Below are 22,992 nucleotides of genomic sequence, written 5' to 3'. Positions count from 1 at the left end.
ACAGGATGCCCGTATGAAGGGTGACCTCTTTTCCAGCGAGCACATGGTGCAGCCCGCCACAGCGCCGGGCATGACCGTCGAGAACTCCAAGTGCATCCGTTACACGGTGAACGGCGAGATGCTGGCCCGGCAGGGCGCGATGGTCGCCTACCGCGGCGATCTCCAGTTCGAGCGCAAGGGCCAGGGCGTGGGCGGCATGCTCAAGCGCGCGGTCACCGGGGAGGGGCTGCCCCTGATGGCGGTGCGCGGACAGGGCGAGGCCTGGTTCGCGCACGAGGCGCAGAGCTGCTTCATCGTCGAGGTGGAGCCCGGTGACGAGTTCACCGTCAACGGCCGCAACGTCCTGTGCTTCGACTCCTCGTTGTCGTACCGCATCGCCACGGTCAAGGGCGCCGGCATCACCGGCGGCGGGCTGTTCAACAGCGTCTTCACGGGGCACGGCAGGCTGGGGCTGGTGTGCGACGGCAGTCCGCTGGTCATCCCGGTCTCGCCCCAGTACCCGGTCTACGTCGACACCGACGCGATCGTCGGCTGGTCCGCCGGGCTGTCGACCTCCCTGCACCGTTCGCAGTCCATCGGCTCGATGCTGCGCGGCGGTTCCGGCGAGGCCGTGCAGCTGCTGCTCCAGGGCCAGGGCTACGTGGTCGTACGGCCGAGTGAGGTGACGCCGCAGAAGACGCAGCAGCACTGAGGCGAGCCGGTCCGCTCCGTCGGCGTCCCGTCCGGCGACGGATGACGCGCCCTGGCCGCCCAGGTGGTCGGGGCGGGTCCTCGAGGCGCTGAGCGCCCTCGACCGGCGATGCGCTCGCCCGCGGCCTCCGGAACCGTGTTGACCTTGGGGGCGTCGCGCGAAAGGGTGCGAAGGGGCGGAGATCACCGTTCCGCGCCGGAAGGATGACTGCCTTGATCGGGATCACGGAGATCGAAGCCGCGGCCGAGCGGATCGCCGGACATGTCGTACGCACCCCGACCGTGCCCAGCCCCGGGCTGTCCGCGCTGCTCGGGGTCCCGGTCAGCACGAAACTGGAACTGCTTCAGCGCACCGGATCGTTCAAGGCGCGTGGCGCGACGGCGAAGCTGCTGTCCCTGACCGAGGCCGAGCGGGCCGCCGGTGTCGTCGCGGTCAGCGGCGGAAACCACGGGATCGCCGTGGCGGTCATGGCCGCCGCCCTCGACGTGAAGGCCACGGTGGTCATGCCGCGTACGGCACCGGCGCGTTCGGTGGAGACCGCCGAGGAGGCGGGCGCGCTGGTGCGGCTCACCGACGGCATGGACAGTGCCTTCGCGCTCGTGACCCGGCTGCGGGAGGAGGGCCTGACCCTGGTCCACCCCTTCGACGACCCCGTCGTGATCGCGGGACAGGGCACCGTCGGGCTGGAGTTCGCCGAGGACGCCGGGGAGCTCACCGACGTCCTCGTGAGTATCGGGGGCGGCGGGCTGATCGCGGGCGTGGCGGCGGCGTTGCGGGCGCTGCGGCCGGGCGTGCGGGTCTGGGGCGTGGAGACCGAGGGCGCCGAGGCGATGTCGCGGGCGCTGGCGGCGGGCGGGCCGCTCCCGGTGGCCCTGTCCTCGATCGTCACCACGCTCAGCGCCCCGTCCGTCTCACAGCTCACGTACGACCATGTGTCGGCGCTGGTCGGCGAGGTGCTGGTGGTGCCGGACCGGGAGGCCGTGGAGGGTTCGCTCGCGCTCGCCGAGCACGGGAAGGTGTGGACCGAGCCGGCCGCCGGCTGCCTGCTGCCGGCGGCCCGGCGCGTCGTGGAGCGGGTGGGTGACGGCGCCCGGATCGGACTGGTGGTGTGCGGAGGCAACGCCACGACCACCGACGTGACGGCCTGGGCGGACCGTTTCGGGCTGCGCTGAGGCGGGTTTCCCCCGCGAAATCCGCAATTACCGGCGGTTACCACCAGGCCGGTCCCGCATTCCCGGTACCGCACCCTCCTCCGGCGGAATTGCGCGGTGGCACGGTTGCGGAGTCTTGCCCAGGTCAGGAGCGGTGCGGGGCTCGCGCGGTGGCTTTTTCGGCATGCGCCGTCGTGCAGGTGTTCGCCGTTTTTGACGAAAGGTCAGAAAAGACCCCGGATCCCGCATTCGTTGAACGCGGCACGGCGCCCCGGCCGTACCTCTGGACAAGCTGAGAGCCGGCGGTGCGAACGAGGGATGGCCATGGGCAGGGCGCACGTCTCCACACACGAGTTGGTCGCCGGACGGTACCGCCTTCTCGAAGTCGTCCACCGTGAAACGAACCGCGTCCGCTGGTCGGGGGAGGACACCGGTACGGGCCGCCCGTGTCTGGTCACGCGGGTCGGGCTCCCTCAGGAGCGGGAGCAGGCCGGCGAGACCGCCCGCCGGACTCCCGGACGGGTGATCCGCGCCGGCGAGACCATGCAGTCGTCGTGCCCCGGGCGGACCCCCGCGGTGGTCGACGCGGTCGTGGCGGACGGCGTCCTGTGGACGGTGACCGAGTGGGTCGGCGGCGTACCGCTCGACGAGCTCCTGGAACGGCAGGGCACCTTCAACTACGTGCGGGCGGCGCGCATCGGCCTGGAAGTGCTGGACGTGCTGGAGGCGGCGCACGACCTGGGTGTCACGCACGGCGAGCTGAGCCCGGGGCAGGTGTTCGTGGGCGAGGAGGGCTCCGTCGTCGTCACCGGCTTCGGGCTGGCCGGCGCCACCCTCGCACCGCGGCTCACCGCGCCTTCGTACGCCTCGCCCGAGCAGGCCCGCGACGAGCGGATCGGGCCCGCGGCCGACCTCTGGACGCTGGGGGCCATCCTCTACACGATGGTCGAGGGCCGTCCGCCGTTCCGTGACCGGGGCCGGCCCGAGACCACGCTGAAGGGCGTGGACCGGCTGCCGCTGCGCACTCCGGTGCGCGCCGGCCCGCTCACCCGGGTCGTGCAAGGCCTGCTGCGCAAGGACTCGCGGGAGCGACTGACCCGGCCGGTGGTCCGCGAGGCCCTCGTCCGGGTGCTGACCGAGGATCCCGGCGCGGCCGTGCACCAGGCGTCCCGTCCCCGCCTGCGCGGCGCGCGTGGCGCGGTCGGGCAGGTGGGCCGGGACTGGAGCCGGCGGACGACGCTCGCGGGCACCGCCCTGGCCGTCGTCACGGTCATCGCCGCCGTCCTCGCCGTCACCCACGGGCCGCCCGGCACGGACGGCGGCTCCGCCACCGGCGCCCGGCAGCGCCCCACGGCCCCCGCCCCGCCGCCCGCCGACGGCACCACCCCCTCCTCCCCCGCCCCCTCGCCGAGCGCGACACCCACACCGTCGAAGCCGGACAGGCCGGGCGAGCCGGGCGACGCCGCGCCGGCCGGGTTCCGCCGCTACGACGCCCCGGAGGGCTTCTCCGTCGCGCTGCCCGAGGGCTGGCGACGGCTGGACACCTCGCGGGTGCCGGACGGGGCGTACCGGGTGGTCTTCGGCTCGTCCGGCGACCCGCGCACCCTCGCGGTCACCTACAGCGAGCGCGCCGGCGCGGATCCCGTGGCGGTCTGGCGCGACGACGTCGAGCCCGGTCTGGAGGGATCCGGCGACTACAGCAGGGTCGGCGAGATCCGCGCGACGACGTACCGGGGACGCCCGGCCGCCGACATGGAGTGGGTGGCCCGGGACGACGGCACCCGGGTGCGCACCTTCGGCCGCGGCTATCTCCTCGGCGGCGGGCGGAGCTTCTCGCTGCGCTGGACGACGCCGGCCGACGACTGGGACGACCCCGCGAACGAGCGGGCGCTCGCCGCCTTCCTCAAGACGTTCCGGGAGGATTCGACCTGACCGTCATCGTCCCGTTTTCACTCCGCTCGGACGGGGACTCGCCCGTTATGGTGCAAATCGGCTACACGATGATGACCGAGCAGGCCGGCCCGCGTGAGCTCGTCGGCCATGTGGTGCGGGCCGAAGAGGCGGGGTTCGACTTCTCGGTCACCTCGGACCACTACTTCCCGTGGCTGCGCTCGCAGGGCCACTCGCCGTACGCGTGGAGCGTGCTGGGGGCCGCGGCGCAGGCGACCTCCCGCATCCCGCTGATGACCTACGTGACGTGTCCGACGTTCCGCTACCACCCGGCGGTGGTCGCGCAGAAGGCGGCGACGCTGCAGTTGCTGTCCGAGGGCCGGTTCCGGCTGGGGCTCGGCTCGGGCGAGAACCTCAACGAACACGTGGTGGGCGGCGGCTGGCCGTCCGTGGACGTGCGGCACGAGATGCTCGAGGAGGCCGTGGAGATCATCCGGGCACTGTTCGAGGGCGGCCATGTGAACCGTCGCGGCACGCACTTCGACGTGGAGTCGGCCCGGTTGTGGGACCTGCCGGACAGCCCGCCGCCCATCGGGATCGCCGTCTCGGGGGAGCGCTCCTGCGCGCTCGCGGGCGAGCACGCCGACCTGTTGATCGCCACCGAGCCCAAGCCGGGGCTGCTGGAGGCCTTCGACCGGCACGGCGGCGCGGGCAAGCCGCGCGTGGGCCAGCTGCCGGTGTCCTACGATCCGGACCGGGACACGGCGATCAAGCGCGCCCACGCGCAGTTCCGCTGGTTCGGCAGCGGCTGGAAGGTCAACTCCGAACTGCCGCACCCGGATTCGTTCGAGGCGGCCACCCAGTTCGTGACCCCCGACGACGTCGCCGAGTCCATCCCCTGCGGCGACGACCCGGACTCCTTCGTGGCGGCCGTACGCCCGTACGCCGAGGCCGGGTTCACCGAGATCGCCCTGGTGCAGATCGGCGGCGAGTCGCAACCCGCCTTCCTGGACTGGTCGGAGAAGACCCTGCTGCCCGCACTGCGCGAGGCGCTGGGACGGTCCTGAGCACGTCGTCCTGAGCACGTCCCGGGCGCGTCCTGCACGCCGCGTTCGAAACCCGGCCCGGGCGAATCACCCGTCCGCGTGAGCATCTTGCGGTCGGGCGGGGTACTAGAGGGCTCTACGTCCGTCTCCCCTGGAGGGCCCCGTGAACACCGTCGTGCACAAGACCCTGGTGGTGCAGCTCCAGGCGGGCGACGCCGACCGCTTCCCCGTGCTGGCCCACTTCGCTTACGAGGCGGCGGACCCCTTCGCGCTCACCGTGGTGTTCAGCCATGACGGCCGCGTCCTCGCCCGCTGGACGCTGGACCGGGAGATGGTGGGCGAGGGGCTCACCCGTCCGTCGGCGTGGGCGACGTCCGGCTGCGCCCCGAGTCGCGGGGCCTGTGGGACGAGCTGCGCATCGAGCTGCTGGGCGACGCCCGGCCCGACGGGGAACGCCACCGCGCCGTGGTCTTCGTGTGGGCCGCGGCCGTGGAGGCCTTCCTGCGCGAGACCCATGCCGTGGTCCGGCCGGGGAGGGAGCGGGTCCGTGTCGACGACTTCCTCGCGGAGCTCATGGCGGAGGGCTGAGCCGGGCGTCAGCGTGAGGTGTGGCGGTGCCGGGTCCACAGGGGAATCCCGAACCAGCACACGAGGTACCACAGCACCACGCCGGTGACGAGGTACGGCACGAAGCCGTCGTCGGTGGCCACCCGCAGGATCAGCAGGAGCGAGGCCGCCATCGTGGCGAGCAGCAGCACCAGGCCGAGCAGGGTCAGCCGGGAGGCCCACCGCACGGCCTGGGGTTTCACGCGCCGTCCGGAGACTATGCGGTGCAGGGACACCGGTCCGATGAGGGCGCCGGTCGTCACGGCCCCCAGGACCACCGTCACCAGGTAGATCGTCTGGTTCGTGTCCGAGAGGTCGTCGTACTTCGGGGTGAAAACGACGGTCAGCAGGAAGGCGAACAGGATCTGCACGCCCATCTGCGCGACGCGGACCTCCTGGATCAGGTCCGTCCACATCCGGTCCGCCCGCTCCTCCTCGGTCTCGTCGCGCCCCCTGCGCCGGTCCGAGTTCGCCGTCCCGTCCTTTTCCGTCACTGTTCCTCCCGGTTACCGCGGCCTGCGTTCCCTTCCCTCTTCCCGGGTTCCCCGCGCTCAGGCGCCGTGACGGGGCGGCGGCATCCGGTTTGAGCGATCAGCGGACGGTTACACGGGCCGGGACCGGCACTGGCCCAGGAGGAAGGCGAAGGATGTCCGACACTCAGCTCACCGTGACGCTCAGCGGTGGCGGCATCGACGACGCGCGGGCGATCGTCCGCGCGCTGGAGGGTGTCTTCGGCGCGCCCGACGGCATCCCGGCCGACGAGCGGGCGACCGTGCGCACCGCGACCTTCGACTCCCCGGCCACTGTGGAGGCTTCCTCGGCGCCGCGAGCGGCGGGCACCCCGCTGTCCGCGCCGGTGGCGGTCACCGTTCAGGGCACACCCCAGGCCGTCGAGGCGGCGAGCGAGACGCTGTCCCGCGCGTTCACCACGCGGGACGAAGGCGCGGCCGCCGGCGACCAGGAGCGGGAACGGCAGCTGCTCCTGGTGCCGTGACGACCGGGGGTACCGGGGTACCGCCTACCAGCGGCCCTCGACCTGCTCCTTGATGCGCCGGTCGTAGAGGTCGCGGATCGCCGCGAGCGTGTCCTCGGCCGGCTCCGACAGCCGGGCGGCGTCCGTGTTGGCGCGGGCCTGCTCGGGCGAACGGGCACCGGGGATCACGGTGGTCACACCGGGCTGCTGGATGATCCAGCGCAGTGCCAGCTGGGCGGAGGTGTATCCCTCGGGGGCGAGCGCGGCGAACTCGGCGGCGGCTTCGACGCCCGTGGCGAAGTCGACGCCGGAGAAGGTCTCACCCTGGTCGAAGGCCTCGCCGTGCCGGTTGAAGCTGCGGTGGTCGTTCGCGGCGAAGACCGTGTCCCGGGTGTACTTGCCGGACAGCAGACCGGAGGCCAGGGGCACCCGGGCGATGATGCCGACGCCCGCCTCCCGGGCGGCGGGGAGGACCTCGCGCAGGGGCTTCATCCGGAACGGGTTGAGGATGATCTGCACGCTGGCGACGTTCGGCCGGGCGATCGCGGTCAGTGCCTCCTCACAGGTCTCCACGCTGACGCCGTACGCGGCGATGCGCTCCTCCTCGACCATGGTGTCCAGGGCGTCGAACACCTCGTCACTGGAGTAGACGGGGGTCGGCGGGCAGTGCAGCTGCACCAGGTCGACGACGTCGACGCCGAGATTGCGGCGGGAGCGGTCGTTCCACTCCCGGAAGTTGTCGAGCACGTAGTTCTGCGGGATCTGCTCGACCCGGCGGCCCATCTTGGTGGCGACCAGCACGTGCAGGTCGGGCCTGCCGCGCAGGAACGTGGCGATGGTCTCCTCGCTGCGGCCGTCGCCGTAGACGTCGGCCGTGTCGAAGAAGGTCACCCCCGACTCGGCCGCGGCCTCCAGCACCCTGAGGGCTTCCTTGTCGTCCACGTCTCCCCAGTCGGCACCGAGTTGCCAGGTGCCGAGGCCGACCACCGAGGCGTGCTGTTGCGACCTGTCGAAAGTGCGCTCGTCCATGCCGCCAGTCTGTCATCCGGAGTGATCCCGTACCGCGCCGGGACGGCCCCGCCCGGTCACCTCCGGTCGCGCGCGGCCAGGTTCCGCGCCTGCACCGTCCGCGCGACCCTGGGTCCCAGCCAGCGCTTGAGCCGGCGCAGCCCCTCCAGTCGCCCGGCCGCCCGGTCGAGGCGGTAGTACAGCTGGGGCGGGACGTACGGCAGCAGGGGCGAGTGGCGCTGGCCGAGCAGGGCGAACATCCGTTTTGGCGGCAGCTGGATGTAGCGGGGCAGGTTCTCGTACCACTGGGCGCTGTAGCGGGCCGCGCTCTGCAACGGCAGCAGGGCCGTCCTGCGTTCCCGCTCGTAGTGGGCGAGGGCGTCCGGGAGGGCTGACCGCTCACGCAGTGCGGCGGACAGTGCCATGGCGTCCTCCAGGGCCAGCGTGGTGCCGGCACCGACGGAGTAGTGCGTGGTGTGGGCGGCGTCGCCGAGCAGGACCAGGTTGTCCCGGGACCAGGTGCGGTTGGTCAGGGTGCGGAAGGTCAGCCACGGGGCGCCGGGGCCGGCTCCGGACCGGCCGGAGAGCGGGTGGCCGTCCAGGACGTCGGCGAAGAGTTTCTCCAGCAGGACCAGCCCTTCGGCCTCGTCGGCCCGGTCCAGCCCCAGACCGGTCCAGGTCCCGGGCGCGCACTCGACGACGCAGGTGCTGCCCTCGGGGCCGAAGCCGTAGCCGTACGCCCAGATCCAGCCGTGGTCGGTCTCGGTGAAGGCGAAGGTGAAGGCGTCGAAGACCTTGGTGGTGCCGAGCCAGACGTAGTGGTTGCGCCCCGCTCGGACCTCGGTGCCGAAGTGATCGGCGTGGCGGGTGCGCAGGGCGCTGCCCACGCCGTCGGCCGCGACCACGAGGTCGGCGGCGGGCGGGTCGGCGGCGATGATCTCGCATTCGAACTCCAGACGCACGCCGAGGGAGCGGGCGCGGGCGGCGAGGATCTCCAGGAGCCGGTGCCGGCCGATGCCGAAGCCCTCGTCGCCGCGGTGCCGGGCGGCGCCCCGGCCGGCCACGTGGGCGACGCCGTCCCGCCAGCGCACGGAGTGCTCCTCGACGGCGCGCGCGGACTCGGGGTCGTGCTCGTGAAGCCGGTCGAGCAGTCCGCGCCAGTAGGTCACGCCCCAGCCGTAGGTGGAACCCTCGGGGTCGCGTTCGTACACGGTGACGTCGTGGGAGGGGTCCTGCCGCTTCAGCAGGATCGACAGATACAGGCCGGCGGGCCCGCCACCGACACAGGCGACCTTCACATTCACCCCTGAAATACACTCAAAGCGGTCATATGACTGCGCAGAGTAGCAAGAGAGGGGTGCGGCGGCGTGCGACCCGCCCTTCGCGGGCCGCCGCGTGCCAGGGCCGGTCCGACGATTCCCGCCTGCCTCGGGCGACTAGGCGACTACGGGAATCGTCGGACGGTCTCTAGCCGGCCGCCGCCGTGCGGCACTCCGGGTGGCCCCATCCTTGGTCGTTCTTGGCGATGGACTCCCCTGCCGCGTACGAACGGCCGCACAGGCAGCGCCCGGGGAACTTGGCCTTGATGGTGCGTGCCGAGGCGTTGCCGCCCTTACGGGCCGTGCCGGGACCTCGACGCGGTGCCTTCTTCGCCGCCGGGACGTCCGGTGCGGGCGGCGGCTCCGGTGAGCCGAGGCCGCTGCCCGCGGGCTCCTGGACGACGGCGGCCTGGCTGGCGGCGCGGTCGGCGAAGTCGTTGAGCCGGTCGCCGTCGACCTGGTGGGCCGGCACGTAGCGGAACTCGACCGAGCGGCCGTCGAGCAGTTCGTCGATGCGCACGACCAGTTCCCGGTTGGCGACCGGTTTGCCGGCGGCCGTCTTCCAGCCGTTGCGCTTCCAGCCGGGCAGCCAGGTGGTGACGGCCTTCATGGCGTACTGCGAGTCCATGCGGACCTCGAGCGGCACGTCCGGGTCGGTCGACGCCAGCAGGCGCTCCAGCGCCGTGAGTTCGGCGAGGTTGTTGGTGGCCCTGCCGAGCGGCCCCGCTTCCCAGCGGACCGGGCTCTCCGACGCGTCGGCCACCACCCAGGCCCAGCCGGCCGGACCCGGGTTTCCCTTCGAAGCCCCGTCGCACGCGGCCACAACACGTTCACGCATGCGCCCGATCATGCCATGGCGCGGCGGAGGGCCGGGACAGGGTCAGGAGACGTCCGTGACCTTGGGCATCGCCCCTTCGGTCTTCGTGATGTCGATCACCGAGAAGTTCGCGCCCTGCGGGTCGCTCAGCGCCGCGAACCGGCCGAAGGGGGTGTCCATCGGCCCGAACCGCAGGACGCCGCCGAGCCCGGTGGCGCGGGCCACGGCCTCGTCGCAGTCGGCGACGGTGAAGTAGACGTTGATGTAGGGCGGCACCTCGGGCGGGAAGTCGTCCGTCATGGCCATGCGGCCGAGGACGGTGTCATCGCCCAGGTCGAAGAGGCGGAAGTCCGCCCCGTCGTCCTCCATCTGCTTCGCCGTGTAGGAGAAGACCGCGGGGAAGAAGGCGTCCGACTTCACGGGTTCGCGGGCGAAGACCTCGGCCCAGCAGTACGCGCCGGGCTCGGCCACGGCCTCGAACCCCTCGTGGGTGCCGGCCTGCCAGAGGCCGAAGACCACGCCGCCCGGATCCCGGGCCAGGCACATGGTGCCGAAGTCGCCGACCCGCATCGGCTCCATCAGCACCTCACCGCCCGCCGCGCGGATCCGCGCGGCGGTCGCCGCGGCGTCGGCGGACGCGAAGTAGAGGCACCACTGCGAGTGGCCCTCCTGGCCGGACATGGGCGGGACCACGGCGGCGACCGCCTTGCCGTTCGCGTAGCACTGGGTGTAGTTGCCGTACTCCGACGACGACTCGCCGAAGGTCCAGCCGAGGACGTCGCCGTAGAAGCGCTTGGCTCCCTCGATGTCGCCGAACATGGCATCGGCCCAGCAGGGGGTTCCTTCAGGTTGCACGGCCATGGCTGCCGCCTCCCGTACGGATCAATGGTCCGGTGAGTGGTCCGGATGGTGATGGTGATGGGGATGGTGATGTGACGACGACGATGACGGCCCGGTCCTCACGCTAGTCACGCCCTCCGCACCGCGCGCGCCGACCGGCCTTCACTCGCCGGCGTACGCCTTCTCCAGCGCGGCGATGTCGAGCTTGTGCATCGACATCATGGCCTGGTTGGCGCGTCCCGCCTTCACGGGGTCAGGGTCGCGGAACATCTCCTCGAGCCTGCTCGGGACGACCTGCCAGGACACGCCGAACCTGTCCTTGAGCCAGCCGCAGGGGCCCTCCTGGCCGCCGCCCTCGGTGAGCCTGTCCCAGTAGTGGTCGACCTCTTCCTGGTCGTCACAGGTGATCTGGAAGGAGATCGCCTCGTTGAACGTGAACTCCGGGCCGCCGTTGAGGGCGACGAACTTCTGGCCGTTGGCCGTGAAGTCGACGGTGAGCACGGTGCCGGCGGGCTTGTGCGCTCCCTCCGGGTAGCGGGTGACGGCGCCGATGCCGGAGTCCTTGAAGAGGGAGACGTAGAAGTGCGCGGCCTCCTCCGCCTGGCCGTCGAACCAGAGACACGTGGTGAATCCGTCGGTGCTCATGAGTACCTCCTGGGCGTGGAACACGGTCACCACTGTCGACCGGAGCGAGCCGGAGAACTCATCGGTCGTGCGGGAATCCGGTCCGGGCGGTTCTGCTCCGCGGGGCTCTCCCGTCCAGCCGCGAAGACGCCGACGGCCGCCGAGACCGCGGCCGCCGAGCGCTCTGCCCGTGGCGAATCTGCCACGGGCAGAGAAAGCCCCGCCGGGCACCGGAGCGGGCCGAGAGTGGAGGAACCGCGGCGCCACCGGCCGCGTACGACTCCCCCGACGACTCGACAAGGAGCGCCGATGTCTCCACTCATCGCCGGCCCGGCCCCGGCCGCGCCGCCCCGGGCCCAGGAGGGCGACACCCCTGCGACCCGGTTCGACGACCATCTGGCCGCGCAGTTGCTCGCGCAGCGGATCGTGCTGCTGGGCACCCAGGTCGACGAGGTCTCCGCGAACCGGGTCTGCGCCCAGTTGCTGATCCTGTCCGCGGAGGACCCCCGCACCGACATCAGCCTGTACATCAACAGCCCCGGCGGCTCCGTGCACGCGGGACTCGCCATCTACGACACGATGCGGCTGGTCCCCAACGACGTCTCGACGCTCGCCATGGGGTTCGCCGCCAGCATGGGGCAGTTCCTGCTGAGCGTCGGCGCCACGGGCAAGCGCTACGCCCTGCCGAACGCGCGGGTCATGATGCACCAGCCGTCGGCGGGCATCGGCGGGACCACCGCCGACATCGAGATCCAGGCCGACAACCTGGAGTTCACCAAGCGGACCATCGAGCGGATCACCGCCGAGCACACCGGTCAGAGCCCGGAGACCATCTCCCGGGACGGCGACCGGGACCGCTGGTTCACGGCCGAGGAGGCCAGGGAGTACGGAATGGTGGACCAGGTCGTCCAGTCCCTCGCGGACGTGCGCCCGGCCGCCACCAGGCGACGGATGGGGCTGTGACATGGGGAGCTACACGATTCCGAACGTCGTCGAGCGGACCCCGCAGGGCGAGCGGTCCTACGACGTGTTCAGCCGGCTGCTGTCGGAGCGGATCATCTTCCTGGGAACCGAGATCGACGACGGCGTGGCCAACGTCGTCATCGCGCAACTCCTCCATCTGGAGTCGTCGGCCCCGGAGAGCGAGATCGCGGTCTACATCAACTCCCCCGGCGGCTCGTTCACGTCGCTCATGGCGATCTACGACACCATGACGTTCGTACAGGCACCGATCTCGACCTTCTGCGTCGGGCAGGCCGCCTCCACGGCGGCCGTGCTGCTGGCGGGCGGCGACGCGGGGCGTCGGTTCGTGCTGGAGCACGCGCGGGTGCTGCTCGGACAGCCGGCCAGCGGCGGACGGCAGGGCACGGTCTCCGATCTGGCGCTGCAGGCCAAGGAGATGGTGCGGATCCGCTCCCAGGTCGAGGAGGTGCTGGCCCGCCACACGCGGCACGACGTCGCGACGCTGCGCGCGGACATGGACCGCGACAAGGTGTTCACCGCCGAGGAGGCCGTGGCCTACGGGCTGGCCGACGAGGTACTCAGCCGGCGCCTGGTGCGGGTGTGAGGAGCCGGGCCGGCGGCTCGCCGTCCGCGAGGCGCCGGCCCGGGCCGGCGGTCAGGCGGCCAGGCACATCCCGTCGTACCGCGCACCGGACGCACCGTGGCCCCGGCCGGCGCCGGTGTGCCGGGAGGTGAGGCGGACCAGTTCCCCTTGGGCCCGCGCCAGAAGGTCGCCCAGTCCCAGTCCGAGGGCGCCCGCGGCGGCGGCCAGCACCTCCGATGACGCCTCCTTGCGGCCGCGCTCCACCTCCGACAGGTACGGCATGGAGATCCGGGCGGCCTCCGCCACCTCCTTCAGCGTGCGCTCCTGGGCGAGGCGTTCACGCCGCAGGACGTCGCCGACCAGATCGCGCCACAGCGGTTCTCTGACGGCGGGCGGCCTGTGCTCCGGCGGAACCGGCGAGACGACGGGACGCTCTCCCGGGCGCGCGGTCTGCGGGCGGCTCCGCGGGCGCGGCTGCGGGCGCAGGGGAATGACGCGGGCTTCGTTCGGCACGTGGCTGGTCACCTCCTCAGCCTAGGAGTCCCGCCGCGCGACGGAAGGGCCCGGCATTCCGCCCAGAGGGAAACCGGAGGGAACCACCGGGTGCCGGTCGCCGCGCACGGGGCTACCCTGAGGAGGGACAAAACACCCCGCGATGACGCAGCGGCACCGATTTCTCGCCACCCGTGAACACGGGGGGCATGTGCCGTCGCGGCCCGGGTACCCGCAAGCGGGAAGAACCTAGGGAGACGTCGAACCGTGACTTTCGTGGGAGAGGTAATGGAGACCGCCGTGATCCGGCCGGAAGCGCAGGTCGTCGAAAAGGCCGCCGGAAGCAGGACGGGCGACGGATCACTGCCGGGTGTCGTGGACCCCCGCACCGTGGCGCCGCGTGACGCGCGGCAGCTGTCCCGCCAGTTCTTCCAGCGCCTGACGGAACTCGAAGAGGGCACATACGAGTACCAGTACGCGCGCAACACGCTGATCGAGATGAACATGTCGCTCGTACGGTTCGCGGCCGGCCGCTTCCGCGGTCGCGGGGACGACATGGAGGACGTGGTCCAGACCGGCATGATCGGCCTGATCAAGGCCATCGACCGGTTCGAGCTGTCGCGCGAGGTCGAGTTCACCTCCTTCGCGCTGCCGTACATCGTCGGCGAGATCAAGCGCTTCTTCCGTGACACCACCTGGGCGGTGCACGTGCCGCGGCGCCTCCAGGAGCTGCGCGTGGAGCTGGCCAAGGCCCGCGAGGAACTCTCCTCCCGCCTGGACCGCGAGCCCACCGTCGCCGAACTCGCCACGCTGATGAACATCAGCGAGAACGAGGTGGTCGAGGGGCAGATCGCGTCCAACGGCTACAACTCCTCCTCGCTGGACGCGGCACTGACCGGGGACGGGCCCGAGAACGGCGAGTCGGTACTGGCCGACTTCATCGGGGTGGAGGAGGACGGGCTGCGGCTCGTCGAGGACTTCCATTCGCTCGCCCCGCTGATGGCCGAGCTCAGTGAACGCGACCGGCAGATCATCCACATGCGGTTCGTGGAGGAGGCCACCCAGGCGGAGATCGGCGAACAGCTCGGCTGCTCGCAGATGCACGTGTCCCGGCTGATCAAGCGGATCATCACCCGGCTGCGCGAGGGCATGCTGGGCGAGCTGGGCTGCGCCTGAGGGACGAGGACGCGGGTGTCGCCCCATGCTCAGGAGTGGGGCGGCACGTTCACGCTTCGGTGAGGGGCACCACGGCTCGCACCCGCTTGCCGACCGGCACGCGTTCGACGACGACCACGTTCGCCAGGGCGTGGACGATCTCCAGGCCGTGCCGGCCGACGCGCTCGGGGTCACGGGGGTAGCGCTGCGGCGCCGCGGCGCTGCTGTCGTAGACGGTCACCGCCACCGAGGTGCCCGTGCCCTCCAGTTCCAGGATGTAGGGCCCCTTGCTGTGGCGGTCGGCGTTGGTGATCAGCTCGCTCACCACCAGCAGCACGGCGCCGTCGGCGCGCGGGCCGACGGCGGCGCACCACTCGGTCCTCAGCTGGTCGAGGAAGAGCGAGGCGAAGGAACGGGCCTCCGCTATACATCCCGGCTCACCGGAGTAGTGTGCCGCCCGCCTCAGCGGTTCAACGGGTACGTCGAAACCGGTCGGTATCACTGCCCCGTCCAGGTACTCGGTCAGGTCCTCGGTCATGCGTTTCTCTCTCGGAAGCCGGACTGGCCGGACACTGCTGTACCTGTCCTCGTACCCCGAGCCCGGCCTCGCAGTCCCCGTGTCTTCGTACTGCGGGCATCGTCACAGTGGCGCGGGGCACTCGAGGGTTCGGGAAGGGTGTGCGATGAACGAACTGATGACCGCACGAAGCCTCACCACCCGGCCGGTGGTCACCCTCGGCGGCGACGCCGTCGCCCACGTCAAGGACACCGTATGCGACGCCGCCGCGAGCCGGATCACCGGTTTCACCCTGACCGGGCGGGGGCTGCTGTCCGGCCCGTTGAAGGAGGGTCTGCCCTGGTCGGCCGTGCACGCGCTGGGCCACGACGCGGTGATGATCCGCGACCGGCGGGGACTGGTGAGCGCCACGGCCATGATGGTGCACCAGCACAACCTGCGGTCCCGGATGCTGGGGGCCAGGGTGCTGACCGAGTCGGGCACCGAGGTCGGCACGGTGCTCGACGTCGTGGTGGAGGGCGGCACCGGCGGGCGGGTCGTCGGCTTCCGGGTGGCGGCGAGCCGAGGGTTCGCACCCGGCCCGACCCGGCACCGGCGCCGGGTGTACGTGCCGCGTGGTGAGACCCTCACGGTCGCCGGCCGGGCGCTCGTCCTGCCCGCGGACGCGGTCCGGCACGTCGCGGACGACCTGCCGGGCTTCACCGCCCTGGTCGGTGGTGTACCCGGGCACTGGAAGGGCTCGCTGCCGTGATGCTGTTCACCGAGGTACGGGGGCTCCCGGTGATGCCGCCGGGCGGGGCCGGGCCAATCGGCACCGTGACGTCCCTGACCGTCGACATCGCGTCCGGCGCGGTGAGCCATGTCCGGCTCCGTGGCGGCCGCTTCCGCAGGGAGACGGCCCTGCCCTGGGACACGGTGCACGCGCTCGGCCCGGACGCCGTCCGGGTCCGTTCCGCCTCGGCCTCCGCCTCCGCCTCCGCCTCCGCCTCGGACACGGACACGGTTCCGCCCCATCACGACCTGCTGGGCCACCGGGTCCTGACCGATGCGGGCACCGAGCACGGCACGGTGCTCGACGCGGCGTTCGATCCGGTGACCGGCCGCGTCCTCGCGGTCTTCACCACCCGTGGCGAAGTACCGGCCGACCACCTGCTCGGGCTGGGCGACCACGCCCTCGTCATCCGGCCGACCTGAGCGACGAGCCCACCGAACGACGAGCGGCCCCCGCCCCGGCCTACCACGACCACAGACCGAACCGCCCGGGCCGGGTGGAGCCGGAGGCCTCACCGCCCGGCCGGACACCGCCGCGGGCCGTACCGCCCGAGTCCGGTCGTGCGCGCCGGTTGGCGCGGACGGCCCTGTCGGCGGGCGCGCCCGGTGCGGGCTGCTTAGCGTGGCAGCGTGAGCTCGCGAACCCCCTCCGGCCCGGCGGGCCGGGCAGTCGCCTCGCACGGCTGGGTCCAGGCCCTGGGCACGGTGCTGGCCGGGCTGGTCGCCATGGGTGTCGTGGCCGCGCTCGGCCTGTGGGCGGCCGGTGCGACCGACCTGCCCGACAACGCCTTCCCCCGGGTCGTCACGGCGACCGTCGTCACCGCCGTCGGCGGCGCGCTGGAGCTGTCCGGAAACGCCGGCGGGTTCGCCGACACCGACGCGGGGCTGACCGTGCTCCCACTGTCCGTCACGCTGACCGGCGCGCTGGTGGTCGCCCGGGGCTTCCTGCGGCCGCTGCGTCGCCGGGCCGTGACCGGTGTACCGGAGCTGGCCGGCTGGGCCGGGCGGATCGCCGTCCTGTGGCTGCTCGCCCTGCTGGGGCTGGCGTTCGCCGCGCGGCAGACCTTCGAGGTTTCCCTCGGGGAAGGCGTCCTGGACGACCTCGGCGACCTGTTCGGCGTCACCCCGAGGGTCGGTTTCACCACGGACGTGCCGCTGACCGTCCTCTTCGGGCTGCTGTGGCTGGCGGGTGTGCTGGTGCTGGCCCTGCTGGTCTCGCGCGGGGCACCGCTGCCCGGACGGCTGCTGCGCCGGCGGGCGTCGGTGCGGCCGGCGGCGTACACGATGGTCTGCCTGCTGCTGGCGTACGTCGTCCTCGGCGTCGTGGTCGGGCTGGTGGTCGCCGCGACGCGAGGACATCCGGCGGACACCTTCGCCGTCCTGCTGCTCGGTCTGCCGAACCTGGCGTGGCTCGCGCTCACGATCGGCCTCGGTGCCACCTGGGACGGGCGCGTGGAGGGGCCGTTCGGGCTGCCGATGCCGCACGTTCTCGACGAGGTACTGCGCACGCCGGACGTCTCGGCCCTCAACCTGGGCACCCTCACCGAGCACGACGGACGGTGGTGGTGGCTCCTGGCCGTCGCGGCGGTCCTGCTCCTGGCGGCCGGTTTCCTCCTCGCGTACCGCTCTCCGGCCGGGATGCCGGTGTGGCTGCACGCCGTGCACATGGCCGTGGCGCTGGCCCTCACGGTCCTCATGATCGGTCTCGTCGGCCGGATCTCCGCGCACTACGGCCTGTCGGTGCTGGGCATCGGCGACCTCGACGGCGGGCTGTCCGGGCGGCTCTTCCTGCGGCCGCGTCTGTGGGGCGCGGTCGGTCTCGCGCTGCTGTGGGGGCTGGTCACCGGGTTCCTCGGCGCGTTGCTCGCGCGGTGGGTGGGCCGACGGGGCGCCGGCCGGGCCCCTGCCCGGTCCTAGGGCTGCCCGGCGGAGCGGGGCGCGGGAAAGCGACGGCACCTCGTCCGCGGCGTGATCCGCCGGACAGGCACCAGGGGGCCGCCGGAGGCGCTGGCGCTGCTCAGGCGACGGGGACGACGAGGGGCGGCGAGGCCCGCTGCATCCGCAGCGCGTCCACGGACTCGGCCATCAGCTCGTACTCGGTGGTGTCGTCGCTGGTGGCGACGCGCACCAGGCGTCCCGCTGCCAACTCGTCGGCGACCAGCTCCTGTTGTACGTCGTCGGCGCACCAGGTGCGCAGGACGCGCGGCACGTCGGGGGCGTCGTCGGCGACCGGAGTCAGGGCGCCGCGCGGTAAGTGAGGGTGGTCGGGCTGCGGATCCAGCCGCTCCGCGATCCAGGACGCGCGGTCACGCAGCCACCACAGGGCCAGGGCGAGGGTGGGAGCCCGGTAGGTTCCCAGGGGTACACCGATGCGTCGGCCGTCACAGACACCGTAGGCGGTGACATGGCACAGAAACTCGTCGTGCACTGCTCCCCTCCCCCATCGCCCGGCCCGCCTGCCGGTCGGACATGGCGTCCGTGTGGTTCGCGTGCTGTGCGTGAGGGCGCTGTCGCATGGTGTGAGGCGCCCTAGTGGTGAGTATGTTCAGTGCTGAATCACTGTCACCATGAATTTCCGGCCAGTCTCCTGGCATATTCACGGCAGTTGATGGCTGAAACGCTGCGACGCTCGCCCCGGCCCTCGCGACCCGAGGCGCGCCGTACACATGACCCCAGGGGTAATCGACGGGGCCGACGGGCGCGGGCATGGTTGCGGTACCGGGTCGCCGCAACCGGCATCCGGTACCTGACCAGCACATACCACTCCCATGGAGGCCCGATCGCCATGTCCGCACCCACTCGCCGCTACGAGGACGCCGTCGCCCGCTACTTCGAGGCCTGGAACGCGGGGCCGGACGCCCGCGCCAAGGCGGTTGCGGCGGCCTGGACCAATGACGGCGGCTACACCGACCCCCTCGCCGACGTCCGTGGCCACGAGCAGATCGCGGCCGTCATCGCGGCGGCGCACGAGCAGTTCCCCGGTTTCGCCTTCCGGCTGTCAGGTGCCGTGGACGGCCACCACGACACGGCCCGCTTCTCCTGGGAACTGGTGAGCGAGGCCGACGGGTCGGCGCCCGTGGCCGGGTCCGACGTGGTCACGCTGGACGGCGAGGACCGGATCCGGGCCGTGTTCGGCTTCCTGGACCGGGTGCCCGAGGGGGCGTGACGCCAGCCGGGATTCCGTCCCGCGTTCCACCCACCCTCCGCGTCGTCCCCGGCGCCCGCGTACGCCTAACGCCCGCGTACGCCGACGATCCCGGGGGCGGTGGCCCGCCTCCGGGATCGTCGGTGTGCGTCCTACCGGGTGACGATCTTGTCGATCCCGGCCAGTTCGTCGGCAGCGAAATCGAGGTTCCCGATGGCCGAGACGCTGTCCTCCAGCTGCCGCGGGCTGCTCGCGCCGACCAGGGCGGAGGTCACCCGGCCCTCGCGCAGCACCCACGCCAGGGCCATCTGGGCCAGCGACTGACCGCGGGACTTCGCGATCTCGTCCAGGGCGCGCAGCTTGCCGACCAGTTCCTCGGTGACCGCGTCGGAGTTCAGGAAGGGGCTGTCGCTCGCGGCGCGCGAGTCCTCCGGGATGCCGTCGAGGTAGCGGCCGGTCAGCAGGCCCTGCTCCAGCGGGGAGTAGGCGATGGAGCCGACCTGGAGCTCGTCGAGGGCGGCCAGGAGGCCGCTGGTCTCGGGGCGTCGGTCGAGCATGGAGTAGCGCGGCTGGTGGATCAGCAGCGGGGTGCCCAGCTCGGCGAGGATGCGGGCGGCCTCGCGGGTCTGCTCCGGGGAGTAGTTGGAGACACCGACGTAGAGCGCCTTGCCCTGCCGCACCGCCGTGTGCAGGGCACCCATCGTCTCCTCCAGCGGAGTCTCCGGGTCGGGGCGGTGCGAGTAGAAGACGTCGACGTAGTCCAGGCCCATCCGGGTCAGGCTCTGGTCGAGGGAGGACAGCAGGTACTTGCGCGAGCCCCACTCGCCGTACGGGCCGGGCCACATCAGGTAGCCGGCCTTGGTGGAGACGACCAGCTCGTCGCGGTACGGCGCGAAGTCGGCCTTGAGCGCCTCGCCGAGCGCGGACTCGGCGGAGCCGGGCGGCGGGCCGTAGTTGTTGGCGAGGTCGAAGTGGGTGACGCCGAGGTCGAAGGCGCGGCGCAGGATGGCGCGCTGGGTCTCGACGGGACGGTCCGGGCCGAAGTTGTGCCACAGGCCGAGCGAGAGCGCGGGGAGTTTCAGGCCGCTGCGTCCGGTGCGCCGGTAGGGCATGTCCGCGTAGCGGTCGGGGTGTGCGGTGTACAACGCGACTCCAGAGGGGTTGGCACCCGGGGGTACGGGGCTTGTGCGGAACCGCGTCCCACTCTGTCGTGACCTGCGGGCAGTGGTCCAACAGAAGAATCCGATGGAATTGTGCGGCTACGCTTCTCAGGCATGGAACTGCGTCATCTCCAGCACTTCGTGGCGGTCGCCGAGGACCAGCACTTCACCCGGGCGGCCGAACGGCTGATGGTCTCGCAGTCCGGCCTGTCGGCGTCCATCCGGGCCCTGGAGCGGGAGCTGCGGGCGCCCCTGTTCGTGCGCACGACCCGCCGGGTGACGCTGACGGAGGCCGGGCGGGCGCTGCTGGGCGAGGCGCAGCGGATCCTCGCGCAGGTGCGGTCGGCGCACGAGGCGGTCGCCGCGGTGCAGGGCGTGCTGCGCGGCACGCTGTCGCTGGGCACCGAGCAGTGCATCGCCGGGGTGCCGGTGGCGGGGCTGCTGGCCGCGTTCCGCCGGGAGCATCCGGACGTGGAGATCCGGCTGCGGCAGGCGGGCTCGGGCGAGCTGGCGGAGGAGGTCGCGGCCGGGCGGCTCGACCTGGCCTTCGCCTACCGGACGCAGGCGGACACGGACCAGCTGCGGTCGGTCTCGCTGGCCGGTGAGCCGATGACGGTGCTGTGCCATCCCGCCCACCGTCTGGCGACGGTGGGCGCGGTGCTGACCCCGCGCGATCTCGCCGACGAGGTCTTCGTCGACTTCCACCCGGACTGGGGCCCGCGCCGCGTCACCGACACCGCCTTCGCCGAGGCGGGCGTACGGCGGACCGTCGCGCTGGAGGTGAACGACGTGCACGGCCTGCTGGACCTGCTCGACGAGAACCTCGGCATCGCGGTGGTGCCGCGCCATTTCCGGCACAAGCGGGCCTCCCTCGCCTCGCTGCCGCTGAAGGACTCCGACGACACGGCGTACGAGACCATCGCGCTGCTGCCGCCGGCCCAGGCCACCAGCCCGGCGGCGCGGGCACTGATGGGTCTGCTGGAAACGGGAAGCGGGTGACGGCTGGAAACGGGAAGCGGGTGACGGCGGAGTGCGCGATGGTGGACGCATGCATGCGAAGGACATCCTCATCGAGGGCTACGGCCGCATCCAGGAAGAAGTCCACGCCGCCGTCGAGGGCCTGCGTCCCGACGGCCTGAACGCCCGCCCCGCCGACGACGCCAACCCCGTCGCCTGGCTGGTCTGGCACCTCACCCGGGTCCAGGACGACCACGTCGCGGACGCCTTCGGGCTGGACCAGGTGTGGCTGACCGACGAGTGGGAGAAACGCTTCGGCCTCGGCCTGCCCCGCCACGACACCGGGTACGGCCACAGCCCCGCGAAGGTCGCGAAGGTGCGGGTCGACTCGGCCGGCCTGCTGACCGGGTACTACGACGCCGTGCACGAGCGGACGCTCGGTGCCCTGCGCTCCCTGACCGCGGGGGACCTGGAGCGGATCGTGGACGAGAACTGGGATCCGCCGGTCACCCTCGGCGCCCGGCTGGTCAGCGTCCTGTCCGACGATCTCCAGCACGTCGGACAGGCCGCCTATGTGCGCGGGCTCGTTCAGAGCGCCGAGGCGTAGCCCGGCAGGACCACGTCCTCGATCAGGGCCCTGCGCTCGTCGAAGGGGAGGAAGGCGCTCTTCACCGCGTTCACCGTGACCGTGCGCAGGTCCTCAGCCGACCAGCCCGCCTGCTCGACCAGCAGGGACATCTCACGGGTCATCGTCGTACCCGAGACGAGTCGGTTGTCGGTGTTGAGGGTGACGCGGAAGCCGAGGTCCTTGAGCGCGGTGATGGGGTGTTCGGCGATCGAGGTGGCGGCGCCGGTCTGGAGGTTGGAGGTCGGGCACATCTCCAGGGCGATCCGGCGGTCGCGGACCCAGCCGGCGAGGCGGCCGAGCTTGCCCGCCGCGAGGTCCGGGATGTCGTCGGTGATGCGCACGCCGTGGCCGATGCGCTGGGCCCCGCACACCTGGAGGGCCTGGTGGATGCTGGGCAGCCCGTGCGCCTCGCCGGCGTGGATGGTGAAGGGCACGTTCTCGCGGCGCAGGTACTCGAAGGCGTCGAGGTGGTCGGCGGGCGGGAAGCCGTCCTCGGCGCCCGCGATGTCGAAGCCGACGACACCGGCGTCCCGGAAGGCGACCGTGAGGTCGGCGGTCTCGCGGGTGCGGTCGAACATCCGCATCCCGCACAGCAGGGTGCCGACGCGCACCGGGGTGCCCGCTGCCGCCGCCTTGGCCATACCGGCGGCCAGCCCCTCCTGGACGGTCTCGACGACCTCGGCGAGGGCCAGACCGCCGCCCGTCATCAGCTCGGGGGCGTAGCGGACCTCGCCGTAGACGACTCCGTCGGCGGCGAGGTCGAGAACGTACTCCTCGGCGGTGCGCAGCAGGCCCTCGCGGTTCTGCATCACGGCGAGGGTGTGCTCGAAGGTGGCGATGTAGCGCACCAGGTCGCCGGAGTTGGCGGCCTCGTAGTACCAGGCGGCCAGCTCGTCGGGGTCGGTGGTGGGCAGCGTGTGGCCGACGGTCTCCGCCAGCTCCACGACCGTCGCGGGGCGCAGGCCGCCGTCGAGGTGGTCGTGCAGGACCGCCTTGGGGAGGCGGCGGAGGGTGTCGGCGTCTATGCGCGTAGATGTCATGTGCGGTCGTTCCTCGGCGGGTCGGTACGGGGATGGGGGACGAGGCGGTCAGGAGGCGGCGGGCTGAAGCAGGTCCCAGCGGTTGCCGTACAGGTCCCGGAAGACGGCGACGGAGCCGTAGGGCTCGTGCCGGGGCTCCTCCAGGAAGGTCACACCCGCGGCCGCCATGCGGGCGTGGTCGCGGGCGAAGTCGTCGGTGTACAGGAAGAAGCCGACGCGCCCTCCCGTCTGGTCGCCGATCCGGGAGCGCTGGTCCGCCCCCTTGGCGCGGGCCAGCAGCAGGGCGGTGCCCTGAGCCGCGCCCGCCGCGCCGCCGGGTTCGACGACGACCCAGCGGGAGCCGTCGGGCCGCGGCGCGTCCTCGGCGAGGCGGAATCCGAGAGCCTCGGTGTAGAAGCGGATCGCCTCGTCGTAGTCGTCGACGACGAGGGTGACCAGGGCGATGCGTGTCATCGTGACCTTTCGGGACGGGCGATTGACGGGAGAGGTTATACGTAAAACCCATCGCGGCGCCAGTCTCGGGTCCTAGGAGTCGTCTTCAAAGGTGCTCAAGTGATGAGGGATCATGCTTGTCGTGGTGCGTCGTCATGAGCTTTCGGATGCTGAGTGGGCTGTG

The 22,992-nt window shown here is 72.1% G+C and carries 26 protein-coding genes and 1 pseudogene; 15 read left to right on the top strand and 12 right to left on the bottom strand.

All coding sequences use genetic code 11. The features are described from left to right. Nucleotides 1-13: 13 nt before the first annotated feature. The 5 genes and pseudogenes from ACZ4V1_RS31350 to ACZ4V1_RS31330 all read left to right on the top strand — a co-directional run bounded on the left by ACZ4V1_RS31350 (nt 14) and on the right by ACZ4V1_RS31330 (nt 5,366). Complete coding sequence (locus tag ACZ4V1_RS31350) at nt 14-691, top strand: AIM24 family protein (protein WP_468342952.1); 678 nt, start codon at nt 14-16, stop codon at nt 689-691. A 212-nt stretch (nt 692-903) separates the two neighbouring features. Next, entirely contained in the window at nt 904-1,863 is a 960-nt protein-coding gene (locus tag ACZ4V1_RS31345) for a threonine/serine dehydratase (RefSeq protein ID WP_468342949.1), read from the top strand. Nucleotides 1,864-2,166: 303 nt separating this feature from the next. Next, nucleotides 2,167-3,774, top strand: a complete 1,608-nt coding sequence (locus ACZ4V1_RS31340; RefSeq protein ID WP_468342946.1) for a serine/threonine protein kinase — start codon at nt 2,167-2,169, stop codon at nt 3,772-3,774. 47 nt (nt 3,775-3,821) lie between these two features. Beyond that, nucleotides 3,822-4,799 (top strand): LLM class F420-dependent oxidoreductase, encoded by a 978-nt coding sequence (locus ACZ4V1_RS31335; RefSeq protein ID WP_468342944.1) that lies wholly within the window; start codon nt 3,822-3,824, stop codon nt 4,797-4,799. Between the two features lie 142 nt (nt 4,800-4,941). Beyond that, nucleotides 4,942-5,366 (top strand): annotated as a pseudogene (locus tag ACZ4V1_RS31330) (SsgA family sporulation/cell division regulator). Nucleotides 5,367-5,374: 8 nt separating this feature from the next. Here ACZ4V1_RS31330 and ACZ4V1_RS31325 read toward each other — a convergent pair. After that, the gene (locus ACZ4V1_RS31325; protein ID WP_468342942.1) at nt 5,375-5,878 is read right to left on the bottom strand and encodes a DUF6328 family protein; all 504 of its coding nucleotides are present in this window, start codon (nt 5,876-5,878) and stop codon (nt 5,375-5,377) included. Nucleotides 5,879-6,030: 152 nt separating this feature from the next. Between ACZ4V1_RS31325 and ACZ4V1_RS31320 the strand changes: the two genes are divergently transcribed. Continuing rightward, entirely contained in the window at nt 6,031-6,378 is a 348-nt protein-coding gene (locus ACZ4V1_RS31320; protein ID WP_468342940.1) for a hypothetical protein, read from the top strand. A gap of 24 nt (nt 6,379-6,402) precedes the next feature. Here the strand turns inward: ACZ4V1_RS31320 and ACZ4V1_RS31315 are convergent, their stop codons facing one another. The 5 genes from ACZ4V1_RS31315 to ACZ4V1_RS31295 all read right to left on the bottom strand — a co-directional run bounded on the left by ACZ4V1_RS31315 (nt 6,403) and on the right by ACZ4V1_RS31295 (nt 10,986). Then, nucleotides 6,403-7,386 carry an aldo/keto reductase gene (locus ACZ4V1_RS31315; RefSeq protein ID WP_468342938.1) on the bottom strand — a complete coding sequence of 328 codons (984 nt, stop codon included), beginning with the start codon at nt 7,384-7,386 and terminating at the stop codon, nt 6,403-6,405. 56 nt (nt 7,387-7,442) lie between these two features. Next, entirely contained in the window at nt 7,443-8,663 is a 1,221-nt protein-coding gene (locus ACZ4V1_RS31310; protein ID WP_468343069.1) for an FAD-dependent monooxygenase, read from the bottom strand. 169 nt (nt 8,664-8,832) lie between these two features. Beyond that, nucleotides 8,833-9,534: a ribonuclease H family protein gene (locus ACZ4V1_RS31305; RefSeq protein WP_468342936.1), complete on the bottom strand. Its 702-nt coding sequence runs from the start codon at nt 9,532-9,534 to the stop codon at nt 8,833-8,835. Nucleotides 9,535-9,564: 30 nt separating this feature from the next. Then, complete coding sequence (locus ACZ4V1_RS31300) at nt 9,565-10,362, bottom strand: VOC family protein (RefSeq protein ID WP_468342934.1); 798 nt, start codon at nt 10,360-10,362, stop codon at nt 9,565-9,567. Between the two features lie 141 nt (nt 10,363-10,503). Then, a complete protein-coding gene (locus ACZ4V1_RS31295) occupies nt 10,504-10,986 on the bottom strand; it encodes a VOC family protein (RefSeq protein ID WP_468342932.1) in 483 nt (160 codons plus the stop codon). Between the two features lie 288 nt (nt 10,987-11,274). Here ACZ4V1_RS31295 and ACZ4V1_RS31290 point away from each other — a divergent pair, with 288 nt between their 5' ends. Both ACZ4V1_RS31290 and ACZ4V1_RS31285 read left to right on the top strand, forming a co-directional pair. Further along, nucleotides 11,275-11,928, top strand: a complete 654-nt coding sequence (locus ACZ4V1_RS31290) for an ATP-dependent Clp protease proteolytic subunit (protein WP_468342930.1) — start codon at nt 11,275-11,277, stop codon at nt 11,926-11,928. 1 nt (nt 11,929) lies between these two features. Then, nucleotides 11,930-12,532 (top strand): ClpP family protease, encoded by a 603-nt coding sequence (locus ACZ4V1_RS31285; protein ID WP_468342928.1) that lies wholly within the window; start codon nt 11,930-11,932, stop codon nt 12,530-12,532. Nucleotides 12,533-12,583: 51 nt separating this feature from the next. Here the strand turns inward: ACZ4V1_RS31285 and ACZ4V1_RS31280 are convergent, their stop codons facing one another. After that, nucleotides 12,584-13,036 (bottom strand): helix-turn-helix domain-containing protein, encoded by a 453-nt coding sequence (locus ACZ4V1_RS31280; RefSeq protein ID WP_468342926.1) that lies wholly within the window; start codon nt 13,034-13,036, stop codon nt 12,584-12,586. Nucleotides 13,037-13,291: 255 nt separating this feature from the next. On the opposite strand from ACZ4V1_RS31280, the gene ACZ4V1_RS31275 reads away from it, so the two are divergent. Further along, nucleotides 13,292-14,179 carry an RNA polymerase sigma factor SigF gene (locus ACZ4V1_RS31275; protein ID WP_468343065.1) on the top strand — a complete coding sequence of 296 codons (888 nt, stop codon included), beginning with the start codon at nt 13,292-13,294 and terminating at the stop codon, nt 14,177-14,179. A 49-nt stretch (nt 14,180-14,228) separates the two neighbouring features. On the opposite strand, the gene ACZ4V1_RS31270 is transcribed toward ACZ4V1_RS31275, so the two are convergent. Beyond that, entirely contained in the window at nt 14,229-14,684 is a 456-nt protein-coding gene (locus ACZ4V1_RS31270) for an ATP-binding protein (RefSeq protein ID WP_468343062.1), read from the bottom strand. Nucleotides 14,685-14,841: 157 nt separating this feature from the next. Between ACZ4V1_RS31270 and ACZ4V1_RS31265 the strand changes: the two genes are divergently transcribed. The 3 genes from ACZ4V1_RS31265 (at nt 14,842) to ACZ4V1_RS31255 (ending at nt 17,363) form a co-directional block, all read left to right on the top strand. Further along, nucleotides 14,842-15,426 (top strand): PRC-barrel domain-containing protein, encoded by a 585-nt coding sequence (locus ACZ4V1_RS31265; protein ID WP_468342923.1) that lies wholly within the window; start codon nt 14,842-14,844, stop codon nt 15,424-15,426. After that, nucleotides 15,423-15,869, top strand: a complete 447-nt coding sequence (locus ACZ4V1_RS31260; protein ID WP_468342920.1) for a PRC-barrel domain-containing protein — start codon at nt 15,423-15,425, stop codon at nt 15,867-15,869. Before ACZ4V1_RS31265 ends, ACZ4V1_RS31260 begins: the two co-directional genes overlap by 4 nt. A gap of 207 nt (nt 15,870-16,076) precedes the next feature. Then, nucleotides 16,077-17,363: a streptophobe family protein gene (locus ACZ4V1_RS31255; protein ID WP_468342917.1), complete on the top strand. Its 1,287-nt coding sequence runs from the start codon at nt 16,077-16,079 to the stop codon at nt 17,361-17,363. A gap of 100 nt (nt 17,364-17,463) precedes the next feature. Here ACZ4V1_RS31255 and ACZ4V1_RS31250 read toward each other — a convergent pair whose 3' ends face one another. Then, entirely contained in the window at nt 17,464-17,874 is a 411-nt protein-coding gene (locus tag ACZ4V1_RS31250) for a hypothetical protein (protein ID WP_468342915.1), read from the bottom strand. A 357-nt stretch (nt 17,875-18,231) separates the two neighbouring features. Between ACZ4V1_RS31250 and ACZ4V1_RS31245 the strand changes: the two genes are divergently transcribed. Further along, the gene (locus ACZ4V1_RS31245) at nt 18,232-18,612 is read left to right on the top strand and encodes a nuclear transport factor 2 family protein (protein ID WP_468342912.1); all 381 of its coding nucleotides are present in this window, start codon (nt 18,232-18,234) and stop codon (nt 18,610-18,612) included. Nucleotides 18,613-18,743: 131 nt separating this feature from the next. On the opposite strand, the gene mgrA is transcribed toward ACZ4V1_RS31245, so the two are convergent. Further along, entirely contained in the window at nt 18,744-19,736 is a 993-nt protein-coding gene (mgrA, locus tag ACZ4V1_RS31240; RefSeq protein ID WP_468342909.1) for an L-glyceraldehyde 3-phosphate reductase, read from the bottom strand. Nucleotides 19,737-19,865: 129 nt separating this feature from the next. Between mgrA and ACZ4V1_RS31235 the strand changes: the two genes are divergently transcribed. Together ACZ4V1_RS31235 and ACZ4V1_RS31230 are read left to right on the top strand one after the other, a co-directional pair. Next, the gene (locus tag ACZ4V1_RS31235; protein WP_468342906.1) at nt 19,866-20,750 is read left to right on the top strand and encodes a LysR family transcriptional regulator; all 885 of its coding nucleotides are present in this window, start codon (nt 19,866-19,868) and stop codon (nt 20,748-20,750) included. Between the two features lie 49 nt (nt 20,751-20,799). Next, nucleotides 20,800-21,315 carry a mycothiol transferase gene (locus ACZ4V1_RS31230; protein WP_468342903.1) on the top strand — a complete coding sequence of 172 codons (516 nt, stop codon included), beginning with the start codon at nt 20,800-20,802 and terminating at the stop codon, nt 21,313-21,315. Here ACZ4V1_RS31230 and ACZ4V1_RS31225 read toward each other — a convergent pair. Then, the gene (locus ACZ4V1_RS31225) at nt 21,297-22,376 is read right to left on the bottom strand and encodes an adenosine deaminase (protein ID WP_468342900.1); all 1,080 of its coding nucleotides are present in this window, start codon (nt 22,374-22,376) and stop codon (nt 21,297-21,299) included. The two genes, ACZ4V1_RS31230 and ACZ4V1_RS31225, sit on opposite strands and share 19 nt — an antisense overlap. 48 nt (nt 22,377-22,424) lie before the next feature. Beyond that, nucleotides 22,425-22,829, bottom strand: coding sequence for a VOC family protein (locus ACZ4V1_RS31220; protein WP_468342897.1), 405 nt, complete (start codon nt 22,827-22,829; stop codon nt 22,425-22,427). Nucleotides 22,830-22,992: the final 163 nt, after the last annotated feature.

The sequence above is a fragment of the Streptomyces sp. NPDC028991 genome (assembly GCF_055564775.1).
The sequence above is the reverse complement of the archived record's forward strand: the minus strand, read 5'-3'. Positions and strand labels throughout refer to the sequence as shown.